This is a genomic window from Ramlibacter sp. (assembly GCF_036383835.1).
Classification (GTDB): domain Bacteria; phylum Pseudomonadota; class Gammaproteobacteria; order Burkholderiales; family Burkholderiaceae_C; genus Ramlibacter.
The window spans coordinates 20,990-42,619 of the sequence record NZ_DASVNN010000002.1 but is presented as its reverse complement, the minus strand read 5'-3'; the positions used below and the strand labels follow the sequence as shown (position 1 = coordinate 42,619).

General features: G+C 67.8%; 17 protein-coding genes. 3 read left to right on the top strand and 14 right to left on the bottom strand.

The genetic code is table 11. From position 1 onward, the window contains the following. Positions 1 to 21 precede the first annotated feature (21 nt). The 4 genes from VF522_RS00320 to VF522_RS00305 are packed head-to-tail and all read right to left on the bottom strand — an operon-like array spanning position 22 to position 3,591. The gene (locus VF522_RS00320; protein WP_330906197.1) at positions 22 to 1,281 is read right to left on the bottom strand and encodes a TRAP transporter large permease; all 1,260 of its coding nucleotides are present in this window, start codon (positions 1,279 to 1,281) and stop codon (positions 22 to 24) included. A gap of 1 nt (position 1,282) precedes the next feature. Next, entirely contained in the window at positions 1,283 to 1,807 is a 525-nt protein-coding gene (locus tag VF522_RS00315; RefSeq protein ID WP_330906196.1) for a TRAP transporter small permease, read from the bottom strand. A 12-nt stretch (positions 1,808 to 1,819) separates the two neighbouring features. Further along, on the bottom strand, positions 1,820 to 2,797 hold the full coding sequence (locus VF522_RS00310; RefSeq protein ID WP_330906195.1) for a TRAP transporter substrate-binding protein: 978 nt from the start codon (positions 2,795 to 2,797) through the stop codon (positions 1,820 to 1,822). A gap of 44 nt (positions 2,798 to 2,841) precedes the next feature. Further along, positions 2,842 to 3,591, bottom strand: a complete 750-nt coding sequence (locus VF522_RS00305; RefSeq protein WP_330906194.1) for a glucose 1-dehydrogenase — start codon at positions 3,589 to 3,591, stop codon at positions 2,842 to 2,844. A 123-nt stretch (positions 3,592 to 3,714) separates the two neighbouring features. Here VF522_RS00305 and VF522_RS00300 point away from each other — a divergent pair, with 123 nt between their 5' ends. Beyond that, on the top strand, positions 3,715 to 4,629 hold the full coding sequence (locus VF522_RS00300; RefSeq protein ID WP_330906193.1) for a LysR substrate-binding domain-containing protein: 915 nt from the start codon (positions 3,715 to 3,717) through the stop codon (positions 4,627 to 4,629). Here VF522_RS00300 and VF522_RS00295 read toward each other — a convergent pair whose 3' ends face one another. The 5 genes from VF522_RS00295 to VF522_RS00275 form a co-directional block, all read right to left on the bottom strand. Continuing rightward, positions 4,630 to 5,811: an FAD-dependent monooxygenase gene (locus VF522_RS00295; RefSeq protein ID WP_330906192.1), complete on the bottom strand. Its 1,182-nt coding sequence runs from the start codon at positions 5,809 to 5,811 to the stop codon at positions 4,630 to 4,632. It abuts the gene before it with no gap. Then, positions 5,812 to 8,715: an aconitate hydratase gene (locus tag VF522_RS00290; protein ID WP_330906191.1), complete on the bottom strand. Its 2,904-nt coding sequence runs from the start codon at positions 8,713 to 8,715 to the stop codon at positions 5,812 to 5,814. Positions 8,716 to 8,772: 57 nt separating this feature from the next. Beyond that, on the bottom strand, positions 8,773 to 9,963 hold the full coding sequence (locus VF522_RS00285) for a phosphoglycerate dehydrogenase (protein ID WP_330906190.1): 1,191 nt from the start codon (positions 9,961 to 9,963) through the stop codon (positions 8,773 to 8,775). Beyond that, complete coding sequence (gene serC / locus VF522_RS00280; protein ID WP_330906189.1) at positions 9,956 to 11,038, bottom strand: 3-phosphoserine/phosphohydroxythreonine transaminase; 1,083 nt, start codon at positions 11,036 to 11,038, stop codon at positions 9,956 to 9,958. Before serC ends, VF522_RS00285 begins: the two co-directional genes overlap by 8 nt. A 123-nt stretch (positions 11,039 to 11,161) precedes the next feature. Then, positions 11,162 to 13,150, bottom strand: a complete 1,989-nt coding sequence (locus tag VF522_RS00275; RefSeq protein WP_330906188.1) for an acyltransferase family protein — start codon at positions 13,148 to 13,150, stop codon at positions 11,162 to 11,164. Between the two features lie 34 nt (positions 13,151 to 13,184). Here VF522_RS00275 and VF522_RS00270 point away from each other — a divergent pair, with 34 nt between their 5' ends. Beyond that, a complete protein-coding gene (locus VF522_RS00270) occupies positions 13,185 to 14,009 on the top strand; it encodes a helix-turn-helix transcriptional regulator (RefSeq protein WP_330906187.1) in 825 nt (274 codons plus the stop codon). Positions 14,010 to 14,125: 116 nt separating this feature from the next. Here VF522_RS00270 and sbmA read toward each other — a convergent pair whose 3' ends face one another. After that, the gene (gene sbmA / locus VF522_RS00265; protein WP_330906186.1) at positions 14,126 to 15,145 is read right to left on the bottom strand and encodes a peptide antibiotic transporter SbmA; all 1,020 of its coding nucleotides are present in this window, start codon (positions 15,143 to 15,145) and stop codon (positions 14,126 to 14,128) included. Between the two features lie 372 nt (positions 15,146 to 15,517). On the opposite strand from sbmA, the gene VF522_RS00260 reads away from it, so the two are divergent. Then, the gene (locus VF522_RS00260; protein WP_330906185.1) at positions 15,518 to 16,216 is read left to right on the top strand and encodes a hypothetical protein; all 699 of its coding nucleotides are present in this window, start codon (positions 15,518 to 15,520) and stop codon (positions 16,214 to 16,216) included. Between the two features lie 43 nt (positions 16,217 to 16,259). Here the strand turns inward: VF522_RS00260 and VF522_RS00255 are convergent, their stop codons facing one another. From VF522_RS00255 to VF522_RS00240, 4 genes are all read right to left on the bottom strand, one after another. Then, a complete protein-coding gene (locus VF522_RS00255) occupies positions 16,260 to 18,851 on the bottom strand; it encodes a bifunctional aconitate hydratase 2/2-methylisocitrate dehydratase (RefSeq protein ID WP_330906184.1) in 2,592 nt (863 codons plus the stop codon). Between the two features lie 23 nt (positions 18,852 to 18,874). After that, on the bottom strand, positions 18,875 to 19,414 hold the full coding sequence (locus VF522_RS00250; RefSeq protein WP_330906183.1) for a hypothetical protein: 540 nt from the start codon (positions 19,412 to 19,414) through the stop codon (positions 18,875 to 18,877). Further along, positions 19,411 to 20,412 (bottom strand): HpcH/HpaI aldolase/citrate lyase family protein, encoded by a 1,002-nt coding sequence (locus tag VF522_RS00245; protein ID WP_330906182.1) that lies wholly within the window; start codon positions 20,410 to 20,412, stop codon positions 19,411 to 19,413. The genes VF522_RS00250 and VF522_RS00245 overlap by 4 nt, the downstream gene beginning before the upstream one ends. A gap of 71 nt (positions 20,413 to 20,483) precedes the next feature. After that, positions 20,484 to 21,470, bottom strand: coding sequence for a malate dehydrogenase (locus tag VF522_RS00240; RefSeq protein WP_330906181.1), 987 nt, complete (start codon positions 21,468 to 21,470; stop codon positions 20,484 to 20,486). Between the last annotated feature and the right edge of the window lie 160 nt (positions 21,471 to 21,630).

The window sequence follows — 21,630 nt, the reverse complement described above, 5'->3', positions numbered from 1 at the left end:
GGAGATCCTTGTTGGAGAGGCTCAGCGCAGCGTGAGCCAGGGGAGGTAGGCGAAGGCCAGCAAGAGGCCGATCGCGACGACGTAGAAGGGGATCAGTTCCTTCACCACGTCGCCGATGCGCACCTTGGCGATCGAACTCGTGATGAACAGCGTGGTGCCGATCGGCGGGTGGTACAGCCCGATCGAGAGGTTGACGATCATCATGATGCCGAGCTGCACGTTGTCCATTCCGACGGCCTGGGCCAGCGGGACGAACATGGGCGTGAGCAGCAGCACCGCCGCGGGCAGGTCGATGAACATGCCGGTGGCCAGCATGATCAGGTTCATCGCGAGGATGATCAGCCAGGGCGACTGCAGCACTTCCTTGGCATAGCGCGTGAATTCCGCGGGCAGCTGCTCGTAGGTGACGATCCAGCCCACCACGCTCGAGGCCATGATGATCAGCAGCACGACGCCGGTGGAGATGCCCGCCTCGATCGCCGCCTGGCGCAGCTTGGCCCAGGTCAGGTCGCGGTACACGACGCCGGCGACCAGCAGCGCGTACAGCGTGGACATCACGCTCACCTCGGTGGGCGTCGCGATGCCGAAGCGCAGGAAGACGATGATCAGCACGGGCATCAGCAGCGCCGGGCCCGCATGCGCCAGCTGCTTCCAGAAGGCGGCCCATTCGAAGGGCGTGGTGTCGCGCGGGAAGTTGCGGCGGCGGCCCTGCACGTAGCACACGGCCATGAAGCCCGCGCACATCAAGAGGCCCGGGAGGATGCCGGCGACGAACAGCGCACCGATCGATGCGCCCGAGACCAGCGCATAGACGATCATCGGGATCGACGGCGGGATCAGGATGTCGATGGTGGCGGCAGCGGCCAGCGTGCCGGCCGCGAACGGCGCCGGATAGCCGATCTTCTTCAGCCAGGGAATCAGCATCGAGCCGATCGCGGAGGCATCGGCCACCGCGGAGCCGGACACGCCGCCGAAGATGGTGGACGACAGCACGCCCACCTGGGCCGGCCCGCCGTGCACGCGGCCGATCATCATCGACAGCAGGTTGACGAGGCTCTGGCCGAGCTTGCCGCTGACCATCAGCGCCCCCGTCATCATGAAGAAGGGGATCGCGATCAGCGGGAAGCTCTGCGTCTGCGCGAGCATCTGCTCGATCGCCAGGTGCACCGGCACCCGGTCGATCAGGAGCAGGCCGCCGACGGAGGCGAGGACGAGCGCGTGCGCGATCGGGATCGACAGGAGCGCGGTGCCGATGAACAGCACGATGATGAGGCCGGTCATGTCAGGCTCCCTGGTGGGCGGCGGCGACGTCGGGGTCCGCGTGGCCGTGGGGGACTTCGGAGCCGGCCCAGACCTCGGGCAGCTTGCACAGCGTCGCGAGGCTCAGCACCGCGAAGCCCAGCACCAGGCAGCCGACGCTGACCGATCCCGGCACCTGCAGGATCGGCGTGCGTTCGTCGGCCGCGATCTGCAGCACGGGCCACGCGGCGACGGCCAGGCTTGCGTAAAGGATCGCCACCACCAGCGAGCCGCCCGCGAGCACCCAGCGGCGCGCGGCGCCCAGCTTCTGCGTGAGGATCACGACCGCGATGTGCGACCCGTGCTGGGCCGCGAGCACCACGCCCGCCATGATCATCCAGGGGAACAGCAGTTCCGGCAGTTCCGAGGCGGACGCCAGGCTGGTCCCCGCGACGTAGCGCAGGACGACGTTCGCCGTGAGGATGGCGAACACCACGCCGAGCGTGAGGTACAGCACCCACCGGCAGCCCGCGGCGATGCCGCGGTCGATCCACTTGAGCAAGGCCATGGCCGCTTCCCGTCACTGCGCCTGCTGGAGGACGCGCTTGACGAAGTCGCCCGAGGGGCCCGTGCTCCACTTCGTGTACACCGGCTTGGTCGCGTCCACGAAGGCCTTGCGGTCCACCGTGTCGATCTGCACGCCCTTGCCCTTCAGTTCCGCGACCAGCTTCTCGTCGGCTTCCTTCGACAGCTTGCGCTGCATCTGCGTGGCTTCGGCGGCGGCTTCGGTGAAGACCTTCTGGTCGGCCGCGCCCAGGCGGTCCCAGGTGCGCTTGCTGATCACGAAGGGCGTCACCTCGTACTTGTGGCCGGTGAGCGTGAGGTGCTTCTGCACTTCGTAGAGCTTGGCCGACGCGATGTTGGCCAACGGGTTCTCCTGGCCGTCGACCACGCCCTGCTGCAGCGCGACGTACAGTTCGGCGAACTTGATCTGCTGCGTGTCGGCGCCCAGCGCCTGCATGATGTCCACCGTCATCGTGTCGGGCGGGGTGCGGATCTTCAGGCCCTTCATGTCCGCCGGCGCCTTGACGGAGCGCTTGCTGTTGGTGACGTGGCGGATGCCGTTGTCCCAGTAGCCCAGCACCACCATGCCCTTGGACGCGGTGCGCTTGGCGAGGTCCTCGCCGACCGGGCCGTCGAGCATCGTCCAGGCCTTCTGCGCGTCGGCGAACAGGAAGGGCAGGCCCAGCACCGAGTACTCGGGCACCACGTTGGCGATCGCGCCCTGGCTGTTGGCGGAGATATCCAGCGTGCCGGAACGCAGCGCCGTGATCATCGCGGCGTCGTCGCCCAGCTGCGCGGAATGCGCGACCTGGATCTCGATGCGGCCGTTGGTCCTGGCCTTCACCCGGTCGGCGAACAGCACGGCCGCTTCGTGGCGCGGATTGCCGGGCGCGGCGCCGTGGCCGAGCGTGAGCTTGGTCGGGGCCTGCGCGATGGCGCCGCCGCCGGTGGCGAGCAGCGTGGCGAGCAGCAAGGCGATGTTTCTGCGCTTCATGGGCTTGTCTCCTGTTGTCGTGGAAGGAAGGGAAAAAGAGGAACTCAGTGGATCAACATGCCGCCGTTCACGTCGAGCGTGATGCCGGTGCAGTAGCCGGAGAGATCGCTGGCGAGGAACAGGCAGGCGCCGGCGACGTCGGCGGGCACGCCGATGCGGGCGAGCGGGATCGTCTGCGCGATCTCCGCCCTGCGCTCGTCGGTCATCTTGTCCTTGTTGATGTCGGAGAGGATGAGTCCGGGCGCGATGCAGTTGACGCGGATGCCGTCGGGTCCCAGCTCGCGCGCCATCGCGCGCGCCAGTCCCAGCACGCCGGCCTTGGCGGCGGAGTAGTGCGGGCCGCCGAGGATGCCGCCGCCGCGCTGCGCGGAGACGGAGGAGATGCAGATGATCGAGCCGCTGCGGCGCTTCTGCATCGCGGGGATCACGGCTTGCGAGCACAGCAGCGTGCCGCGCAGGCTCACGTCGAGCACCGCGTCGTAATCGGAGTCGCTGATGTCCACCGTCTTGCGCGGCTGCGTGATGCCGGCGTTGTTCACGAGGATGTCGATGCGGCCGAACTGTTCGAGCACGCGGGCGACCGCGGCCTCGACTTCCGCCTTGACGGTGACGTTGGCCACCAGGCCGGCGTGCTGCGGGCCGAGGCGGGCGGCGGCCTCGGCCGGGCGCGCGGCCTCGAGGTCGGTGATGACGACGCGGGCGCCTTGCGACGCCAGCGCGCGCGCGGTGGCGAAGCCCAGTCCGTTGGGGCCGGCGCCTCCGGTGATGAGGGCGACGCGGTCTGCGAGCAGCATGGTTCGGTTCCTTGAAGTGACGTGGGTGGGTCGGAGTGGGGGTAACTATGGAGACCGGGACGCTTGAAGACAAACGACAGTTCTTCAGCAATGAGTGAATCCCGTTCATAAAGGGTTAACCCTGTGAGATCGTCCTTTCCCCCCCTGAGCTGCCTGCTCGCCTTCGAAGCGGCCGCGCGCCGCATGAGCTTCAGCGCGGCGGCGGGCGAGCTGCACCTCACGCCGTCGGCGGTGAGCCACCAGATCGCGAAGCTCGAACAGCTGCTGGACGTGCGCCTGTTCGAGCGCACCGCGCGCAACATCGCGCTGACCGAAGCGGGCCGCGAATACATGGCGCGCGTGTCGTCCGCGCTCGACGCGATCGGCGCCGCGACCGACAACGCGCGCAAGGGCGTGCGCAACGTGCTCCACATCCATGCGAGCCCCAGCTTCGCGAGCCTGTGGCTGATGCCGCGGCTGGCCGATTTCGTGCGCAGCCACGCGGGCATCGCGCTGACGCTGTCGTCCTCGGCGACGCCGGCGGACTTCGCCAGCGGCCAGGTCGACATCGAGATCCGCTACGGCGTGCCGAACTGGCCGCACCTGCACGTGCAGCCGGTGTTCGAGGAGCGCATCCAGCCGCTGGCCAGCCCGGAGTTCGTCGCGCGGCACGGCATCGAGAAGCCGGAGGACCTGCTGCGCGTTCCGCTGATCCAGTCGGCGGTGAACGTCGCGCAGTGGCCCGACTGGTTCCGCAGCCGGCGCGTGCAGTTCGCTCCGGGCCAGTACGCCTACCGCTTCGACCGGACCTCGATGGCGCTCGATGCGGCGGTGCAGGGATTGGGCGTGGCTTTCGACAGCGCCTCCATTGCCGCGGGCCACCTGCAGCAGGGACGCCTGCGCAAGCTGTTCGACGAGCGCTGGTGCCTGAAGGTGCAGGCGCACTTCCTCGTGTGCCCGCCACGGCACCTGCAGCGCGCGGAGGTGGCGGACTTCATCGAGTGGATGCGCGTCAACGCGGCGGAGCCCGAACGGCCTCCGCTGGCGACGGAGACGTGATCAGCGGCCGTACAGCCAGCGCTGGTCCAGCAGGCGTTCGCCGAGCGTGCGCATGGCCGCATTGCGCGCCATGCGCAGCGGCCCGGTGGCATGGAAGATCGTGCCGTTGCGGCGCGACAGCGACTGCACGCGCGCCACGCGCTCCCAGCGATTGAGGGCGTAGCGCTTCAGCGCCGTCGGCACGTCCACGTAGCGATCGTCCGCCACCGCCAGCACGCGCTGCAGCTCGCGCGCATCCTCGATCGCCATGCCGGCGCCCTGCGCGAAGTAGGGCCGCATGGGATGCGCGGCGTCGCCGAGCAGGGCCACCCGCCCGCGCGCCATCGCCTCGGGCCCCTTCACGGGCGGACGATCGTGCAGCACCCAGAAGCGCCAGGACGGCATGGACGCGATTCGTTCGCGTGCCGCGCTGCATACGGGGCCGAGCGCGGCATCGAGCTGCGCCTGCGTGGCCGCCTGGTCCCAGTCGCGCGGGTCGCCCGGCTGGGTGCCCTGCACGACGCACACGGCGTTGAGCCAGTCGCCACCGCGCACGGGATAGGTGACGAGGTGCATGCGGGGCGCGAGCCAGACCGTCACCTCGTCGCTGCGCAGGCGTTGCGGCAGGTCCGCCTGCCGCGCCAACGCGCGATACGCGAGGTGCCCCGTCCACTGCGGCGCGCCGTCGTCGACCACCTGTGCGCGCAGGGCGCTCCACACGCCGTCGGCCGCGACCAGCGCCTCGCCTTCGACGCCGCGCGCGCGGGTGGTGCGCACCGCGACGCCCGCTTCCTTCTGTTCGAGGGCCTCGACGCGGCAGCCCGGATGCAGGCGCGTGCCGTCCTCCTGCACGGCCGCGAGCAGCGCCGCGTGCAGGTCCGCGCGGTGCACCGTGAGATAGGGAGCGCCGTAGCGCCGCTCCATCGCGTCGCCGAGTGCGAGCGTGCCGAGCTCGCCGCCGTCGGCGCCATCGCGCACGCGCAGGCGCGCCGGCGCGACCAGCTGCCGCGCGAACTCGCCTTGCAGCAAATCCCATTCGCGCAGGATGCGGGTGGCGTTGGGCCCGAGCTGGACGCCGGCGCCGACTTCCGAGAAGGCCTCCGCCTGCTCGAACAGGCGCGCCTCCCAGCCCGCATGCCGCGCGGCCAGCGCCGCGGCGAGGCCCCCGATGCCTCCGCCCGCGACCAGGAGCTCGCGTGTCACTTAAGCGAGGAGCTGGCGCAAGACATAAGGAAGGATCCCGCCGTGCCGGTAGTAGTCCACCTCGATCGGCGTGTCGATGCGCAGCGTCAGCTTCACTTCCTGCGTGGAGAAGCCCGTCCCGGACTCCGATCCGGGATCCGGGCGGCGGATGATCATCGCTGCCTGGCTTTGCGGCCGCAGCTGCGGGTCGGCTTCGATGTCGATCAGCTCCTCGCCCGTGAGGCCCAGCGACTGCCAGCTGGTGTCGCCCTGGAACTGCAGCGGCAGCACGCCCATGCCCACCAGGTTGCTGCGGTGGATGCGCTCGAAGCTGCGCGCCACCACCGCCTTGATGCCGAGCAGCTGCGTGCCCTTGGCGGCCCAGTCGCGCGAGGACCCGGTGCCGTATTCCTCGCCGGCCAGCACCACGGTGGAGCGCCCTTCGGCCATGTACTTCATCGCCGCGTCGTAGATCGACATCTTCTTCGGCTGGGCATCGCCGTCGCGGAACAGCGTGACACCGCCTTCCTCGCGCGAGCCGTCCGCGCCCGGCGGCAACATCAGGTTCTTGATGCGTACGTTGGCGAAGGTGCCGCGCATCATCACCTCGTGGTTGCCGCGGCGCGAGCCGTAGCTGTTGAAGTCGGGCTTCGTCACGCCGTGCTCCAGCAGCCACTTGCCGGCGGGCGAGGTGTCCTTGATCGAGCCGGCGGGCGAGATGTGGTCGGTGGTGATCGAGTCGCCGAACAGCGCCATGATGCGCGCGTCGCGGATCGCGACCGGCTCGCCTGCCGCCGTGCCGGCGCTGTCGCCACCGGGCACGTCCATCGTGAAGCCCTCGAAGAAGGGCGGCTCGGCGATGTAGGTGCTCTTCGGCCAGTCGTAGGTCTCACCGGATGCGCCCTCGATGTCCTGCCAGAGCGCGCCCGGCTCCTTCTTCACCTTGTCGTAGTTCTCGCGGAAGGCCTTGGCATTCATCGCGTGGCGCATCAGCTTGTGGACCTCGTCGCTGGTGGGCCAGATGTCTCCCAGCCAGACGTCCTTGCCGTCCTTGCCCTGCCCCACCGGCTCCGTCATCAGGTCCTTCAGCACGGTGCCCGCGATCGCGTACGCCACCACCAGCGGCGGGCTGGCCAGGAAGTTGGCCTTGATGTTCGGGTGGATGCGCGCCTCGAAGTTGCGGTTGCCCGAAAGCACCGCGGCACACACCAGGTCGCTCTGGCCGATCGCCTCGTTGATCTCCGGCGTGAGGTCGCCCGAGTTGCCGATGCAGGTCGTGCAGCCGTAGCCCGCCAGCGTGAAACCCAGCTGCTCCAGGTAGGGCAGCAGCTTCGCCTCGCGCAGGTACTCGGTGACGATGCGGGAGCCGGGCGCCAGCGAGGTCTTGACGTGCGGCTTCACCCGCAGCCCCTTCTCCGCTGCCTTCTTCGCCAGCAGGCCCGCCGCCAGCATCACCCCGGGGTTGGAGGTGTTGGTGCAGCTCGTGATGGCCGCGATCAGTATGTCGCCGTTGCCGATGGTGACGTTGCCCACTTCCACGTGCGGCACCGACATGGCGTGCGAAGCCGCGAGCGTCGGCTTGTTGGCCTCCATCTCCACCTCGAAGCGCGGCGCGGCGATCGGCGCGGGCGGATTCTCCGGCGTGCGCACGCCCTCTTCCACGCCGGGCCGGTGGACCAGGTGCCGCGTGTGCAGCAGTTCGGGCGCCTTGTTGAAGCCGTTCTCCGCCACCGGCTTGGAGAACAGCGTGGTGAAGGTGTTCGCCACCTTGCCGATCTCGATGCGGTCCTGCGGGCGCTTGGGGCCCGACAGGCTGGGCGTGACCGTCCCCAGGTCGAGGCTGATCACCTGCGAGTAGTCCACGTCGCCCGGCATCGGCACGCCGAACATCTCCTGCGCCTTGAAGTAGGCCTCGAGGAACTTCACCTCGTCGCGGCTGCGGCCGGTGCCTTCGAAGTAGTCGATGGTGCGCTCGTCCACCGGGAAGAAGCCCATGGTGGCGCCGTACTCGGGCGCCATGTTGCCCAGCGTCGCGCGGTCCGGCACCGCCAGGCTCCGCGTGCCTTCGCCGAAGAACTCGACGAACTTGCCCACCACCTTGTGCTTGCGCAGCAGCTCGGTGACGGTCAGCACGAGGTCGGTGGCGGTGCAGCCTTCGCGCAGGCGGCCGGTGAATTCGAAGCCGACCACGTCGGGGGTGAGGAAGTACACCGGCTGGCCCAGCATCGCGGCCTCGCCCTCGATGCCGCCCACGCCCCAGCCGACCACGCCCACGCCGTTGATCATGGTCGTGTGGCTGTCGGTGCCCACCAGCGAGTCGAAGTAGCAGACGCCGTCCTCGCCCTGGTGGATGCCGCGCGCCAGGTATTCGAGGTTGACCTGGTGCACGATGCCGAAGCCGGGCGGCACCACGCCGAAGGTGTCGAAGGCCTGCATGCCCCACTTCATGAACTGGTAGCGCTCGCGGTTGCGCTGGAACTCCAGTTTCATGTTGAGGTCGATGGCGTCCTTCTTGCCGTAGTGGTCGACCATGATCGAGTGGTCCACCACCAGGTCGACGGGCACCAGCGGCTCGATGCGGTTGACGTCCTTGCCGAGCCGCTGCGCCGCGCTGCGCATGGCGGCCAAGTCGGCCAGCAGCGGCACGCCGGTGAAGTCCTGCAGCACCACCCGCGCGACCGTGAACGGGATCTCGGTGGTGCGCTCGGCCTTGGGCTGCCAGTTGGCGAGCTGTTCGACGTGCTCGGCCGTGACCTTGCGGCCGTCGCAGTGGCGCAGCACCGACTCGAGCACGATGCGCAGGGACATCGGCAGGCGGCGGACGTTGGGGAAGGATTTCGCGAGCTCCGGCAGGGAGTAGAACCTGCCGCTGCGGCCGATGCCGGCCTTGAAGCTCTGGAGGGTATGGGCGAAGGCGTTCGTCATTCCGACCTCTCGTTGTTGCTTTGCGGCATTGTGCCGCCAACGCGCCGGCCCGGTGGCTCAGGGGCTGACGGGGAGGTAACGCACCGACAGCACGCCGTCGATGGCGCGGATGGCCGCGAGCACCGGCCCGGCCACCGCGCTGTCCACGTCGACGAGGGTGTAGGCCATCTCGCCGCGCGACTTGTTGACCATGTTGTGGATGTTGAGGCCGGCCTTCGCCATCGCGGTGGAGATCTGGCCCACCATGTTGGGCACGTTGGCGTTGGCGATGGCCAGGCGGTAGGGCGACTCGCGGCCCATGTCCACCTGCGGGAAGTTGACGGCGTTGCGCACGTGGCCGTCCTCGAGGAAGGCGCGCAGCTGGTCCACCACCATGATCGCGCAGTTGTCCTCGGCCTCGCGCGTCGAGGCGCCGAGGTGCGGCAGCGCGATCACCTTGGGGTGGCCCAGGATGCCGGGGTGCGGGAAGTCGCAGACGTAGGCGCCGAGGCGGCCGGCTTCGAGCGCGGCGACCACGGCGGCATCGTCGGCCACGCCTTCGCGCGAGAAGTTCAGCAGCACGCCGTCGTGCTTCATCAGCCGCAGGTTCTGCGCGTGCACCAGGTGCCGCGTGGCATCCACCAGCGGCACGTGCAGCGATACGAGCCGCGCGTGCTTCAGCACGTCTTCCACGCTGGTGGCCCGCTGCACCTGCGAGGGCAGGCTCCAGGCCGCTTCGACGGTGATCTCCGGGTCGTAGCCCAGCACGTGCATGCCCAGCTTGATCGCGGCATCCGCCACCAGGCAGCCGACCTTGCCCAGGCCGATCACGCCCAGCGTCTGGTTGCACAGCTCGAAACCGGCGAAGGACTTCTTGCCATCCTCGATCGCCTTGTCCAGGCCGGGCTGCTGCGCGTCGAGCCCCTGCACGAAGCGCTGCGCGCCCCAGAGGTTGCGCGCGGCCAGCAGCATGCCGGCGAGCACCAGCTCCTTCACGGCGTTGGCATTGCCGCCGGGCGCGGTGAAGACCGGCACGCCGCGCGCGCTCATGGCCTTCACGGGGATGTTGTTGGTGCCGGCGCCCGCGCGGGCGATGGCGGCGACGGAGTGCGGGATCTCCATCCCGTGCAGGTCCGCGGAGCGGACCAGGATGGCGTCGGGCGCGGGGAAGTCCTTGCCCGTGCGGTAACGGCCGGCAGGCAGCCGGTCCAGACCGACCTTCGAGATCTGGTTCAACACCAACACCTCGAAGGCAGGACCGCTAGCCATGCTGGATTTCGAACTCCTTCATGTACTTCACCAGCGCCTGCACGCCCTCGATCGGCATCGCGTTGTAGATCGAGGCGCGCATGCCGCCCACCGAGCGGTGGCCCTTCAGCTGGATCATGCCGCGCTGCTGCGCGCCCTTGAGGAAGGCTTCGTCGAGCGCGGCGTCCTTCAGCCAGAACGGCACGTTCATGATCGAGCGGTCCTCCTTCGCGATGGGATTGCGGTAGAAGCTGCTGGAATCCAGGAAGTCGTAGAGGATACGCGCCTTGGCCAGGTTGTGCTCGTGCACCGCCTTCATGCCGCCCATCTGCTTCACGTGGTGCAGCACCAGGCCCATGATGTAGATCGCATAGGTCGGCGGCGTGTTGTACATCGAGTCGTTGTCGCCCTGGACCTTGTAGTTGAAGGCCGAGGGCGTGATCGGAAGCGCATGGCCGAGCAGGTCCTCGCGCACGATGACCACGGTGAGGCCCGAGGGGCCCATGTTCTTCTGCGCGCCGGCATAGATCAGGCCGTACTTGGAGACGTCGATCGGGCGCGACAGGATGTCCGAGGACATGTCGGCCACCAGCGGCACCTTGCCGGTGTCGGGCGTCCAGTGGAACTGCGCGCCGCCGATGGTCTCGTTGGAGCAGATGTGCACGTAGGCGGCGCCGGGATCGAGCTTCCACTCGGACTGCTTCGGGATGGCGGTGAACTTGGCGCCTTCGGCCGTCGCGGCGACGTTCGCCTGGCCGAAGTTCTTCGCTTCCTTGTACGACTTCTTCGACCAGTCGCCGGTGAGCGCGTAGTCCGCGCGGCCGGTGGCGCCGATCAGGTTCATGGGCACGATGGCGTTCTCGCCGATCGCGCCGCCCTGCATGAACAGCACCTTGTAGCCGGAAGGGATGGCCAGCAGTTCGCGCAGCGTCGCTTCCGTCTCGGCGAAGATGGACATGAACTCCTTGCCGCGGTGGCTCATCTCCATCACCGACATGCCGGAGCCATGCCAGTCCAGCATCTCCTCGGCCGCCTTGCGCAGGACGGGTTCGGGGAGCGTGGCGGGGCCGGGGCTGAAGTTGAAAACGCGGGTCATCGGAAGGTCTGGGCTCGTTCTGTGCAGCATCGGCGCGGCTGCGCCGGACCCGCCAGCATACAAGATGCCGGGTTGCGCGCCCGCCCAACCCTGGAGGAGCGGAGGGCGCACCGGCGAACCGGATCAGTCGTCGGCGGCTTGCAGCCATTTTTCCAGCACGCGGTGCTTTCGAAACAGGCTTCCATAGTGTTTCGCGCCCTCCACGCTCCAGTGGCCGTAGTCGATGACCAGCAGTTGCCGGGTGTCGTCCAGCGCAGGGCAGATGCCGTCGGCGCAGAGGTTCCTGATCTTGGAAACGTAGCTCACGCCGATGCTCTTGAAGAAGTTCTCCATTTCGGAGTCCAACTTGAGCGGGCTTTCGCGCAGATAGGAGACCAGCATGACATTGGGCTTGTGCGACGGCTGGCGGGCAAGGATCTTCGGCACGTCGCCCGTGAACTCGAACGTGGGCCCGAAGACCGCGACGCGGACGCCGAGCGACCGGAAATGCGCGATGTCCTCGGCCAGCAACCTGAAATTGCGGGACCATTTGGCCGACAGGATGACTCCGTCGAGTGCGGTGAGATCCTTGTAGCCGTACTTGACGTGACGGACGATGTCTCCACAGCGATCCGTCCGGTCCGTGTAGAGCGATTCGATCGGAGTGCAACCCGACCCCGTCACCTGGAGAAAATTGACCTCCGGGTACGCTTGGCTCAGGCTCGTCCTCAGGTCGAATGCGTGCGAATCCCCCACGATCAGGATGTTCTTCCGGTGATCGTCCAGGGCCAGACAGTCACCGATCGCGCGCCGCGCCAAGGTGTCTTCGGGCAAATGGAAATGGCAGAACCCGGCTCGCATGGAGGCGAGTCGCTCCTTGCCGATCTTCTCCAGGTCGAAATGTTGCGCTTGAAGGGATCCGCGAGTCGGGATTCCGTCCAGATGGCTGACCAGGAAGCCCGCACCTCCAACCGTCAGAACCAATGCGACCAGGCGAAGCGGAACCCTTGGATTCGGCCCGTGGCGGACTGGCGTTTCGACGAATCGATAGGTCAGCCAGGCCGCGAACAAGCTTGCCGCGACGGCCATGCTCCGCAAGACGACGCCGGGATGACCGGATTCGGCGATGTACGCGAAGGAAATCAGCGGCCAGTGCCAGAGGTACAGCGGATAGCTGATCAGGCCGATGCCGACGAGGAGGGGTGTGGACAGGAGGGTCCTGTTCGCTCCCTGCCCGGCGCCGGCAGAGATGACGAGGAATGCGCCCCCGACCGGCAGCAACGCCCACCAGCCCGGGAAAGCGTACTCCGTGTCGAAGACGAAGATGGCCGTGGCGATGAACGCAATGCCGACGGCCGACCGCAAATTGCGCGACCGCGTTCCGAAGAAGCGATCGATGCGATCGGACCTGGCCGCCAGGGCGGTGCCGGCAAGGAACTCCCAGAGCCGGGGCGCCGGAGAGTAGAAGGCTGCCACCGGATTCGAATCGACGGTGATCGCGCCGGCAAGGAAGGAAGAGAAGGCGATGCCGGCAATCGCCCACGGAACGCAGCGCGAACCGATCCGGTAGAGGACGAGGAGCAGCAGGGGCCAAGCCAGATAGAACTGTTCCTCGATCCCGAGCGACCAGAGGTGGAGCAGCGGCTTCGTGGTGGAAGCCTGGTCGAAATAGCCGGCCTCGCTCCACAAAAGGAAGTTGGAAGCGAACACGGACCCGCCGGCGGCATGCAAGCCGAGGTGCTTGTATTCGTCGGCAAACAGGAAGGTCCACCCCGCGATCAGGCAGGCCGAGAGGACAAGGATCAACGCAGGAAAGATCCGCCTGATCCGGCGGGAATAGAACCCTGAAAGGCTGAAGGAGCGCTCATCCAGCGACTTCAGGATGATTCCGGAAATCAGGTAACCGGAAATCACGAAGAACACATCGACGCCGACGAAGCCGCCTCGCACGGCTTCCGGGAACGCGTGGAATCCAATCACGGCCAGGACCGCTATGGCGCGAAGTCCGTCGATATCCGGCCGGTACTCGAAGCGCGAAGACAATGACGGCGATGTTTTATTGTCGAGCTGACAGTATGACAGGAACGCTGCCGGAGACGCTTCGGCGTTGGATTCCATGACCTCGGAGGTCATGGAAGTACCGTCTCATCCGTTCTAGGATGCCGGCATGGACCTCGCCCTGACCGCGTCCCCGCCTGTTTCATCCCGCGTCCGTCCGTTCGGCGAGCATCTGCGCGCATGGCGGCTACGCCGGCGCATGAGCCAGCTGGACCTCGCAAGCGAGGCGGACATCTCCACCCGGCACCTGAGCTTCGTGGAGACCGGCCGGTCGCTGCCTAGCCGCGAAATGGTGCTGCGGCTGGCGGAGCGGCTGGACGTGCCGCTGCGCGAACGCAATGCGCTGCTGGTCGCCGCCGGCTACGCGCCCATGTACCGCGAGCGGCCGCTGGACGACCCCGCGCTGGCGACCGCGCGCGAAGCCGTGCAGCTGATCCTGCGCAGCCACGAGCCCTACCCCGCGCTGGCCGTCGACCGGCACTGGAACCTGCTCGCGCATAACGCGACGGTCCTGCCGCTGCTGGCCGGCGTGGACGCCGCACTGCTGCAGCCGCCGGTGAACGTGCTGCGGCTGAGCCTGCATCCGCAAGGCCTGGCGCCGCGGATCGTCAACCTGGGGCAGTGGCGGCACCATCTGTTCGAGCGGCTGCGGCAGCAGATCCAGGCGACCGCCGACAGCGACCTGCAGGCGCTGCTGCAGGAGCTGCGCGGCTATCCGGCGGGCGAGGATGCGGACGCCACGCGGCTGGAAGGCGAAGTGCTGGGAATCGCGATGCCGTTCCGGCTGCGCACCGAGGCGGGGGTGCTGAGCCTCATCAGCACCACGACGATCTTCGGCACACCCGTGGACGTGACGCTGCAGGAGCTGGCGCTGGAGACGTTCTTTCCGGCGGACGCGGCCACCGGCGAAGCATTGCGCAAGTTGTCGGGGTGAGGCGTCGGGGTTCGGCTTCGCCGCTCACCCCGACCTACGAACACCGGACGTTCGCGAATTTGTAGGGCGGCGGTGAGCGTGCGAAGCACCGAACCCCGCCGATCGCCGCCTCCACCTCACGGATTCAACGGCACCAACCCATCGTCCGGCGGGGCCGCGTCCGCGTCCTCATGGATGCGGCTCTCGAACGCCCGCAGCCGCTTGTAGACCGACAGCAGCTCCACGATCGTGCTCCAGCTCATCACGAGGTACTGGAACGATTCGGTGACCTTGTCGAACGCCCGCGCGATCTGCTGGAACACGCCCAGGGTGATGACGCCAGCCACCACGGTCGGCCCCATCGCGACATACGAGACCAGCACGCTGGCCTGCAGGTACGTCCACTTCGCGACGTCGAAGTACAGGTAGTGGAAGAACAGCCTGAAGTAATTGCGGCGCACTTCCTGGAACAGCGCGGTCACGACCGGCTGCTGGGCGCGGCTGGCGTCGTCTTCCCCGTACACCAGCTCCTTGCGGTAGGCTGCTTCCCGGCGCTGGTTCTGGAACTGAAGGCCCGGCAGCAGGATGCCCGTGACGGCGAGCAGCACCGTCCCGAACACCGACCAGAAGATCGAGACCCAGACGAGGGAGTGCGGGATGGAGCCGATCACGGGCAGTGCAGTGATCTTCTCCGACAGCGTCCACAGGATGGGCAGGAAGGCCGCCAGCGTCATCACGCTGCGCACCAGCTCGACACCCAGGCCTTCCATGATGCTGGCGAAGCGCATGGTGTCTTCCTGCACCCGCTGCGCCGCGCCCTCGACGGCGCGCAGGCGCGGCCAGAACTGCATGTAGTAGTCGTTCATCGCCGTCCGCCAGCGGAACACGTAGTGCTTGACGAAGAATTCCAGCAGCACCGCCACCGTGATGTAGATCATCGCGATGCTCAGGAAGGTGGACATCTCCTTCCAGTACTGCGGCAGCGTGATGCTGCCCGGCTTGGACAGCGCGTTCTGCAGCAGGTCGTAGAAGCTGCCGAACCACTCGTTGATCCGCACGTCGAGTTGCACGCGGTACCACACCGAGGCAAGGATCAGGATGGTCCCCAGGATGGACCAGGCGAACCAGCGGCGGTTCAGGAAGAAGGAACGAAACATTGGGTTTTACCTTTGAAGGCCGTGGCGCATGCTAACGGCTAGTGCATGCGCGCGGGTGCCGCTCCCATTTCCGGAGCACGGAAGGCCGCGCGCGGGCGGGCAAGCGGCGAAAGCATGAAAAATTGAACGGAACGCGCCGCTGTCACGATTGAAAAACGGCGACCCTTCGCTCACACCCTGTGACGCCTCGGACCGTGCGCGCGGCCGGATCTGGAAACCTCGTTCGTAATTCCGTTGGCCCAGCCACGGCATCGGGCGTGTTACACGCAGCGCGGCGCCAGCGCCGACGCACGCGCGCGTAGGCGCCCGTGCCACCTTTCCCGAACGGTGCGCCGCCGACCATGCTCCTCTTTCAACGACAGGAGCAGTTGCATGAACACGAAGAAAAACAGGTCCACCGCGCGCTTGCTCGCGGCACTCGCCGCCGGTGCGGTCCTGGCCTCGTCCGCCCATGCGCTCGGCGCGGGCGCCGGTGCCGGGGCGGGCGTCGGCGGTGTCGGCGGTGTCGGCGCGGGTGTCGGGGCCGGCGTGGGCGCGGGCGGCGGTGGTGTCGGCGCGGGCGCAGGGGCCGGTGCGGGCGTCGGCGGCGTCGGCGCGGGTGTCGGCGCAGGCGTCGGCGCGGGCGGCACCAGTGCCAGCGCCGGTGTGGGCGCCGGTGTCGGCGCGGGCACAGGGGCTGGTACGGCCGCCGGCACGAATGCCGCCGCAAGCCTTTCGTTCGGAAGCCGGGGCAGCGCCACCGGCGTCGGCGCGACGGCCGGCAGCAACCTCGCCTCGCCTTCAGGCAGCAATGCGGCCATCAGCGCCGATCTCGGGGCGGCGCTCGGCCTGGGCATCGGGGGCGGCGGGAGTGGCAGCGGCGGCAATGGCGGCAGCGGTAGCGCGGGCGGCAACGGTGCCAGTGGCGTTGGCGTGGCGAGCGGCGGTGGCTCGGCCGGCGGCACCGGCGCGGGGACCGGCGACGGCACGGGCGGCTCCGGCGTCGCTGCGAGTGCGGCAACCTCCGCCAGCCCGGCCACCACGGTCATGGGCGCGCCGCCCGCGCCGCGCCGCGATCTCCGGCGCCAATGAAGAAAGCGGCCCGCGGGCCGCTTTCTTCATGCAGCCGCGGTCGTCAGACCGTCACTTCCCTGGCCGTCTCCGCGTATTCCTCGATCTGGTCGAAGTTCATGTAGCGGTAGACCTTGGCGCCGTTGGCGTTGATCACGCCCATGTCGGCCTGGTACTCCGCCACCGTCGGCAGGCGACCCAGCTTGGACGCGATCGCAGCCAGCTCCGCGGAGGACAGGAACACCTGCGTGTTCTTGCCCAGGCGGTTCGGGAAGTTGCGGGTGGAGGTCGACACGACCGTCGCGCCTTCCTTCACCTGCGCCTGGTTGCCCATGCACAGCGAGCAGCCGGGCATCTCGGTGCGCGCGCCGGCACTGCCGAAGTTGGCGTAGTGGCCTTCCTTGGTCAGCTGCTCCTGGTCCATCTTGGTCGGCGGGGCGACCCACAGCTTGACCGGGATGTCGCGCTTGCCTTCCAGCAGCGTGGACGCCGCGCGGAAGTGGCCGATGTTGGTCATGCACGAACCGATGAAGGCCTCGTCGATCTTCGTGTTCTGCACGGCCGACAGCGGCTTCACGTCGTCCGGATCGTTCGGGCAGCACAGCAGCGGCTCGGTGATCTTGCCCATGTCGATCTCGATCACGGCGGCGTACTCGGCGTCCTTGTCGGCGGCCAGCAGGTTCGGCTTGGCGAGCCAGCCTTCGACGGCCTGGATGCGGCGCTCCAGCGAACGCTTGTCGGCGTAGCCCTGCGCGATCATGTTCTTCATCAGGACGACGTTCGACTGCAGGTACTCGCGCACGGGCGCGTCGTTCAGCTTCACCGTGCAACCGGCGGCGGAACGCTCGGCGGAGGCATCGGACAGTTCGAAGGCCTGTTCCACCTTCAGGTCCGGCAGGCCCTCGATCTCGAGGATGCGGCCGGAGAAGATGTTCTTCTTGTTCTCCTTCGCGACGGTCAGCAGGCCTTGCTGGATCGCGAAGTAGGGGATCGCGTGCACCAGGTCGCGCAGCGTGATGCCGGGCTGCATCTTGCCGCTGAAGCGCACCAGCACCGACTCGGGCATGTCCAGCGGCATCACGCCGGTGGCGGCCGCGAAGGCCACCAGGCCGGAGCCGGCCGGGAAGCTGATGCCGATCGGGAAGCGGGTGTGGCTGTCGCCGCCGGTGCCCACGGTGTCGGGCAGCAGCAGGCGGTTGAGCCAGCTGTGGATCACGCCGTCGCCCGGGCGCAGCGACACGCCGCCGCGGTTGCTCATGAACGCGGGCAGCTCGCGGTGCGTCTTCACGTCCACGGGCTTCGGATAGGCCGCGGTGTGGCAGAAGGACTGCATCACCATGTCGGCGCTGAAGCCCAGGCAGGCCAGGTCCTTCAGTTCGTCGCGCGTCATGGTGCCGGTGGTGTCCTGGCTGCCCACGGTGGTCTGGCGCGGCTCGCAATACGTGCCGGGACGGATGCCCTGGCCTTCCGGCAGGCCGCAGGCGCGGCCGACCATCTTCTGCGCCAGCGTGAAGCCCTTGCCGGAATCGACCGGGGGCTTGGGCAGGCGGAAGGTGGTGGAGGCGCCGAGGCCAAGGAACTGGCGCGCACTGGCGGTCAGCGCGCGGCCGATGATCAGGTTGATGCGGCCGCCGGCGCGCACTTCGTCCAGCAGCACGTCGGACTTGAGCGCGAAGCGCTCGATGACCTTGCCGTCCTTCTCGATCGTGCCTTCGTAGGGCAGCACGTCGATCACGTCGCCCATCTCCAGCTTGCCCACTTCCACTTCGATGGGCAGCGCGCCGGAGTCTTCCTGCGTGTTGTAGAAGATCGGGGCGATCTTGCCGCCGAGCGTGATGCCGCCGAAGCGCTTGTTCGGCACGAAGGGGATGTCCTGGCCGGTGGCCCAGATCACGCTGTTGGTGGCGGACTTGCGGGAAGAGCCGGTGCCGACCACGTCGCCGACGTAGGCGACCTGGTGGCCCTTCTTCTTCAGTTCCTCGACGAAGGCGATCGGGCCGCGCTTGCCCTCTTCCTCCGGCTTGAACGCGGCACCCGGGCGGCTGTTCTTCAGCATCGCCAGCGTGTGCAGCGGGATGTCGGGGCGCGACCAGGCGTCCGGGGCGGGCGACAGGTCGTCGGTGTTGGTTTCACCGGGCACCTTGAACACGGTGACGGTGATCTTCTGCGGCACTTCCGGGCGGCTCGTGAACCACTCGGCGTCCGCCCACGACTGCATCACCTGCTTCGCGAAGGCGTTGTTCGCCTTGGCCTTCTCGGCGACGTCGTGGAAGTAGTCGAACATCAGCAGCGTCTTCTTCAGGCCGTCGGCGGCGACCTGCGCGACTTCCGCGTCGTCCAGCAGGTCGATCAGCGGCTTGACGTTGTAGCCGCCGACCATGGTGCCGAGCAGCTCGGTCGCCTTGGCCTTCGAGATCGCCTTGACGGAAAGGTCCCCATGCGCGACGGCCGCGAGAAAGCTCGCCTTCACCTTGGCCGCGTCGTCCACGCCCGGCGGCACGCGGTTCGTCAGCAGGTCCAGCAGGAAGGCTTCTTCCTTGGCCGGGGCCGCCTTGATCAGCTCGATCAGGTCGGCGGTCTGCTTGGCGGTCAGCGGCAGCGGGGGGATGCCGAGCGCAGCGCGCTCGGCAACGTGTTCAACGTAGGCTTGCAACATGGGGTTCTCCGTTCAATGGGGCTTCATTTGCCGGGTTCCAGCAGGTTCACCGGCTTCATGTTCTTGGCATAGGCCACCTGTTCGGGGCTCTTGCATTCGTCGGCGAGGCGCTTGCCTTCCTTCTGGTTCATCAGCATCGACTTGTTGGCCAGCTGCAGCCACAGCGCGCCGCGCACCGGGTCTTCCAGGCGGATCGCGCCGGTGCGGCTCTCTTCCGGATGCATGACGAACTTGCTCACGCCCTTGGACACGAAGAAGAAACCTTCGCGCTTCATCGGCTTGATCGAGACCTTCTCGCCCAGCTCGCACTGGATCTCGCCGGTGTAGACCGTCCTGGCGATCGCCAGCTGCGCTTCCGACAGCTTGATGCGCGGATCGGGTTCGGTCGTGGGGGTGGCTTCCTCGATGGCCTGGCGCTTGGTCGGCGCCGCCACCTTCTTCACGGATTCCGGCTTGTTCGACTTGGCCGGCTTGGCGGCGGGCTGCTGCGCCGGGGCCGGGGCCTGGGCCAGCGCAACGCCGGCGATGGATGCGAACAGGACTGCAAAGGCAAATTTCTTCAAGACGTCTCTCCTCGGACTGGTTGACGCGCGAACCACGCGCGCGCTTCGTCGGGGAGCTGCCTGCCGGTCCGGTGTGCCCTCTCCAGCACCTGCCAGTAATAGCGGTAGCTCGCCCTGTCCTCGAGTTTGCCGTCGAAGCTGATCGGTGCCCAGTTCGCCGCCTCGGCACCGCGAAGAATCTGTGACGCCTTGTGAATTTCGTTGGCGCTGGGAGCAAACACTTCCACGATCGCCCTGATCTGGTCAGGGTGGATGCTCCACATGCGCGTGTAACCGAACTCGTTGGCTGCACGCGACGCCGCGGCGCGGAAAGCCGCCTTGTCCTTGAATTCGGTCACGACGCCATGCGACGGCACCTTGCCGTGGGCATGGCACGCGGACGATATTTCCAGCTTGGCACGCACCACCAGGGGGTGCGTGAACTGGCCCTGCACGCCCATCCCTTCCGAAGGGATGGCGCCGCCGTGCGCCGACACGAAGTCCATCAGGCCGAAGCTGAGGGACTGCATGCGCGGGTGACCCGCGATGTCGAAGGCGCGGTGCACCGCGGCGGGGGATTCGATCAGGCCCTGCAGCGGGAGGTCCTTCGCGCCGGCGGCGTCGAGGGCGCGCGCGGCGCGTTCGACGTCCTCGGCGCGTTCCACCTTGGGCAGCATGACGTGCACGAGGCGCTGGCCGGCGCGGCCCGCGATGATCTCGATGTCGCGCTCGAAGGCCGGGTGGTCGACGGGATGCACGCGCACCGCGACGCGCGCATCCGGTTTCGCGCCGAGCGCCAGTTCGACCACCAGCGCGGCATGTTCCGCCTCGCCGCCGACCGGCGCGCCATCCTCGCAATCGAGCGTGACGTCGAACACGCACGCGCCGAACTCCTGCGCCATCTCCTCCTGGAGCTGCAGGCTCTTGCGCATGCGCGCCTCCACGCCGCTGTAGTGGTCGCACACCGGCAGCGTGCCGGTGCGCGCCTGGGCGCCGAGGAGGATGTCTCTGGGATGCATGTTCAGCGTTCAGCGTTGAGCGTTGAGAGTGGACGCTGAACGCCCAACGCTCAACGCCCGACCAGGCAAGCTCACAGCAAGTGAGCGACGCCGGCCTGCTCTTCCTGCAGCTCGTTCAGCGTGAGGTCGATGCGCTCCTTCGAGAACGCGTCGATCTCCAGGCCCTTGACGACCTCGTACTTGCCGTCCTTGGTGGTGACCGGGAAGCCGAACATGACGTCCTTGGGGATGCCGTAGTCGCCGTTGGACGGGATGCCCATGGTGACCCACTTGCCGTTGGTGCCCAGGGCCCAGTCGCGCATGTGGTCGATGGCGGCGTTGGCCGCGGAAGCGGCGGACGACAGGCCGCGCGCCTCGATGATGGCGGCGCCGCGCTTGCCCACGGTGGGCAGGAAGGTGTCCTTGTTCCACACCTGGTCGTTGATCAGGTCCTTCACGGCCTTGCCGTTCACGGTGGCGAAGCGGTAGTCGGCGTACATGGTGGGCGAGTGGTTGCCCCACACGGTCAGCTTCTCGATGTCCTTGACCTGGGTGCCGGTCTTGGCGGCGACCTGCGACAGCGCGCGGTTGTGGTCCAGGCGCAGCATGGCGGTGAAGTTCTCGCGCGGCAGGCTGGGCGCGCTCTTCATCGCGATGTAGGCGTTGGTGTTGGCGGGGTTGCCGACCACCAGCACCTTGACGTTGCGCGAAGCGACCTTGTCGAGGGCCTTGCCCTGCGCCGTGAAGATCTGCGCGTTGGCGGACAGCAGGTCCTTGCGCTCCATGCCCGGGCCGCGCGGACGGGCGCCGACCAGCAGCGCGTAGTCGGTGTCCTTGAAGGCGGTCATCGGGTCGCTGTGCGCCTCCATGCCGGCCAGCAGCGGGAAGGCGCAGTCTTCCAGTTCCATCATCACGCCCTTGAGGGCCTTCTGCGCCTTCTCGTCGGGAATCTCCAGCAGCTGAAGGATGACGGGCTGGTCCTTGCCCAGCATCTCGCCGGAGGCGATGCGGAACAGCAGGGCATAACCGATCTGGCCGGCGGCGCCGGTGACGGCTACGCGGACGGGCTTCTTGCTCATGGGAATCTCCGAAATGGAATGGAATGCGATGGGAGTCGGCGAGGGGCGCGAGCGCGAAAGGCGTGGCCCGGCGGGGACAGCGCGGGAGTGTACTCGGAGAAACCCGCAGGGTCAATTTGTCTTATGTCTTATATAAGATATGATGCGGACCCGAGACGGC

Coding starts and splice junctions, on each gene's coding strand:
- VF522_RS00320 (WP_330906197.1), bottom strand. CDS start 1,281: ATGACCGGCCTCATCATCGTGCTGTTCATCGGCACCGCGCTCCTGTCG.
- VF522_RS00315 (WP_330906196.1), bottom strand. CDS start 1,807: ATGGCCTTGCTCAAGTGGATCGACCGCGGCATCGCCGCGGGCTGCCGG.
- VF522_RS00310 (WP_330906195.1), bottom strand. CDS start 2,797: ATGAAGCGCAGAAACATCGCCTTGCTGCTCGCCACGCTGCTCGCCACC.
- VF522_RS00305 (WP_330906194.1), bottom strand. CDS start 3,591: ATGCTGCTCGCAGACCGCGTCGCCCTCATCACCGGAGGCGCCGGCCCC.
- VF522_RS00290 (WP_330906191.1), bottom strand. CDS start 8,715: ATGACGAACGCCTTCGCCCATACCCTCCAGAGCTTCAAGGCCGGCATC.
- VF522_RS00285 (WP_330906190.1), bottom strand. CDS start 9,963: ATGGCTAGCGGTCCTGCCTTCGAGGTGTTGGTGTTGAACCAGATCTCG.
- serC (WP_330906189.1), bottom strand. CDS start 11,038: ATGACCCGCGTTTTCAACTTCAGCCCCGGCCCCGCCACGCTCCCCGAA.
- VF522_RS00275 (WP_330906188.1), bottom strand. CDS start 13,150: ATGACCTCCGAGGTCATGGAATCCAACGCCGAAGCGTCTCCGGCAGCG.
- VF522_RS00270 (WP_330906187.1), top strand. CDS start 13,185: ATGGACCTCGCCCTGACCGCGTCCCCGCCTGTTTCATCCCGCGTCCGT.
- sbmA (WP_330906186.1), bottom strand. CDS start 15,145: ATGTTTCGTTCCTTCTTCCTGAACCGCCGCTGGTTCGCCTGGTCCATC.
- VF522_RS00260 (WP_330906185.1), top strand. CDS start 15,518: ATGAACACGAAGAAAAACAGGTCCACCGCGCGCTTGCTCGCGGCACTC.
- VF522_RS00255 (WP_330906184.1), bottom strand. CDS start 18,851: ATGTTGCAAGCCTACGTTGAACACGTTGCCGAGCGCGCTGCGCTCGGC.
- VF522_RS00245 (WP_330906182.1), bottom strand. CDS start 20,412: ATGCATCCCAGAGACATCCTCCTCGGCGCCCAGGCGCGCACCGGCACG.
- VF522_RS00240 (WP_330906181.1), bottom strand. CDS start 21,470: ATGAGCAAGAAGCCCGTCCGCGTAGCCGTCACCGGCGCCGCCGGCCAG.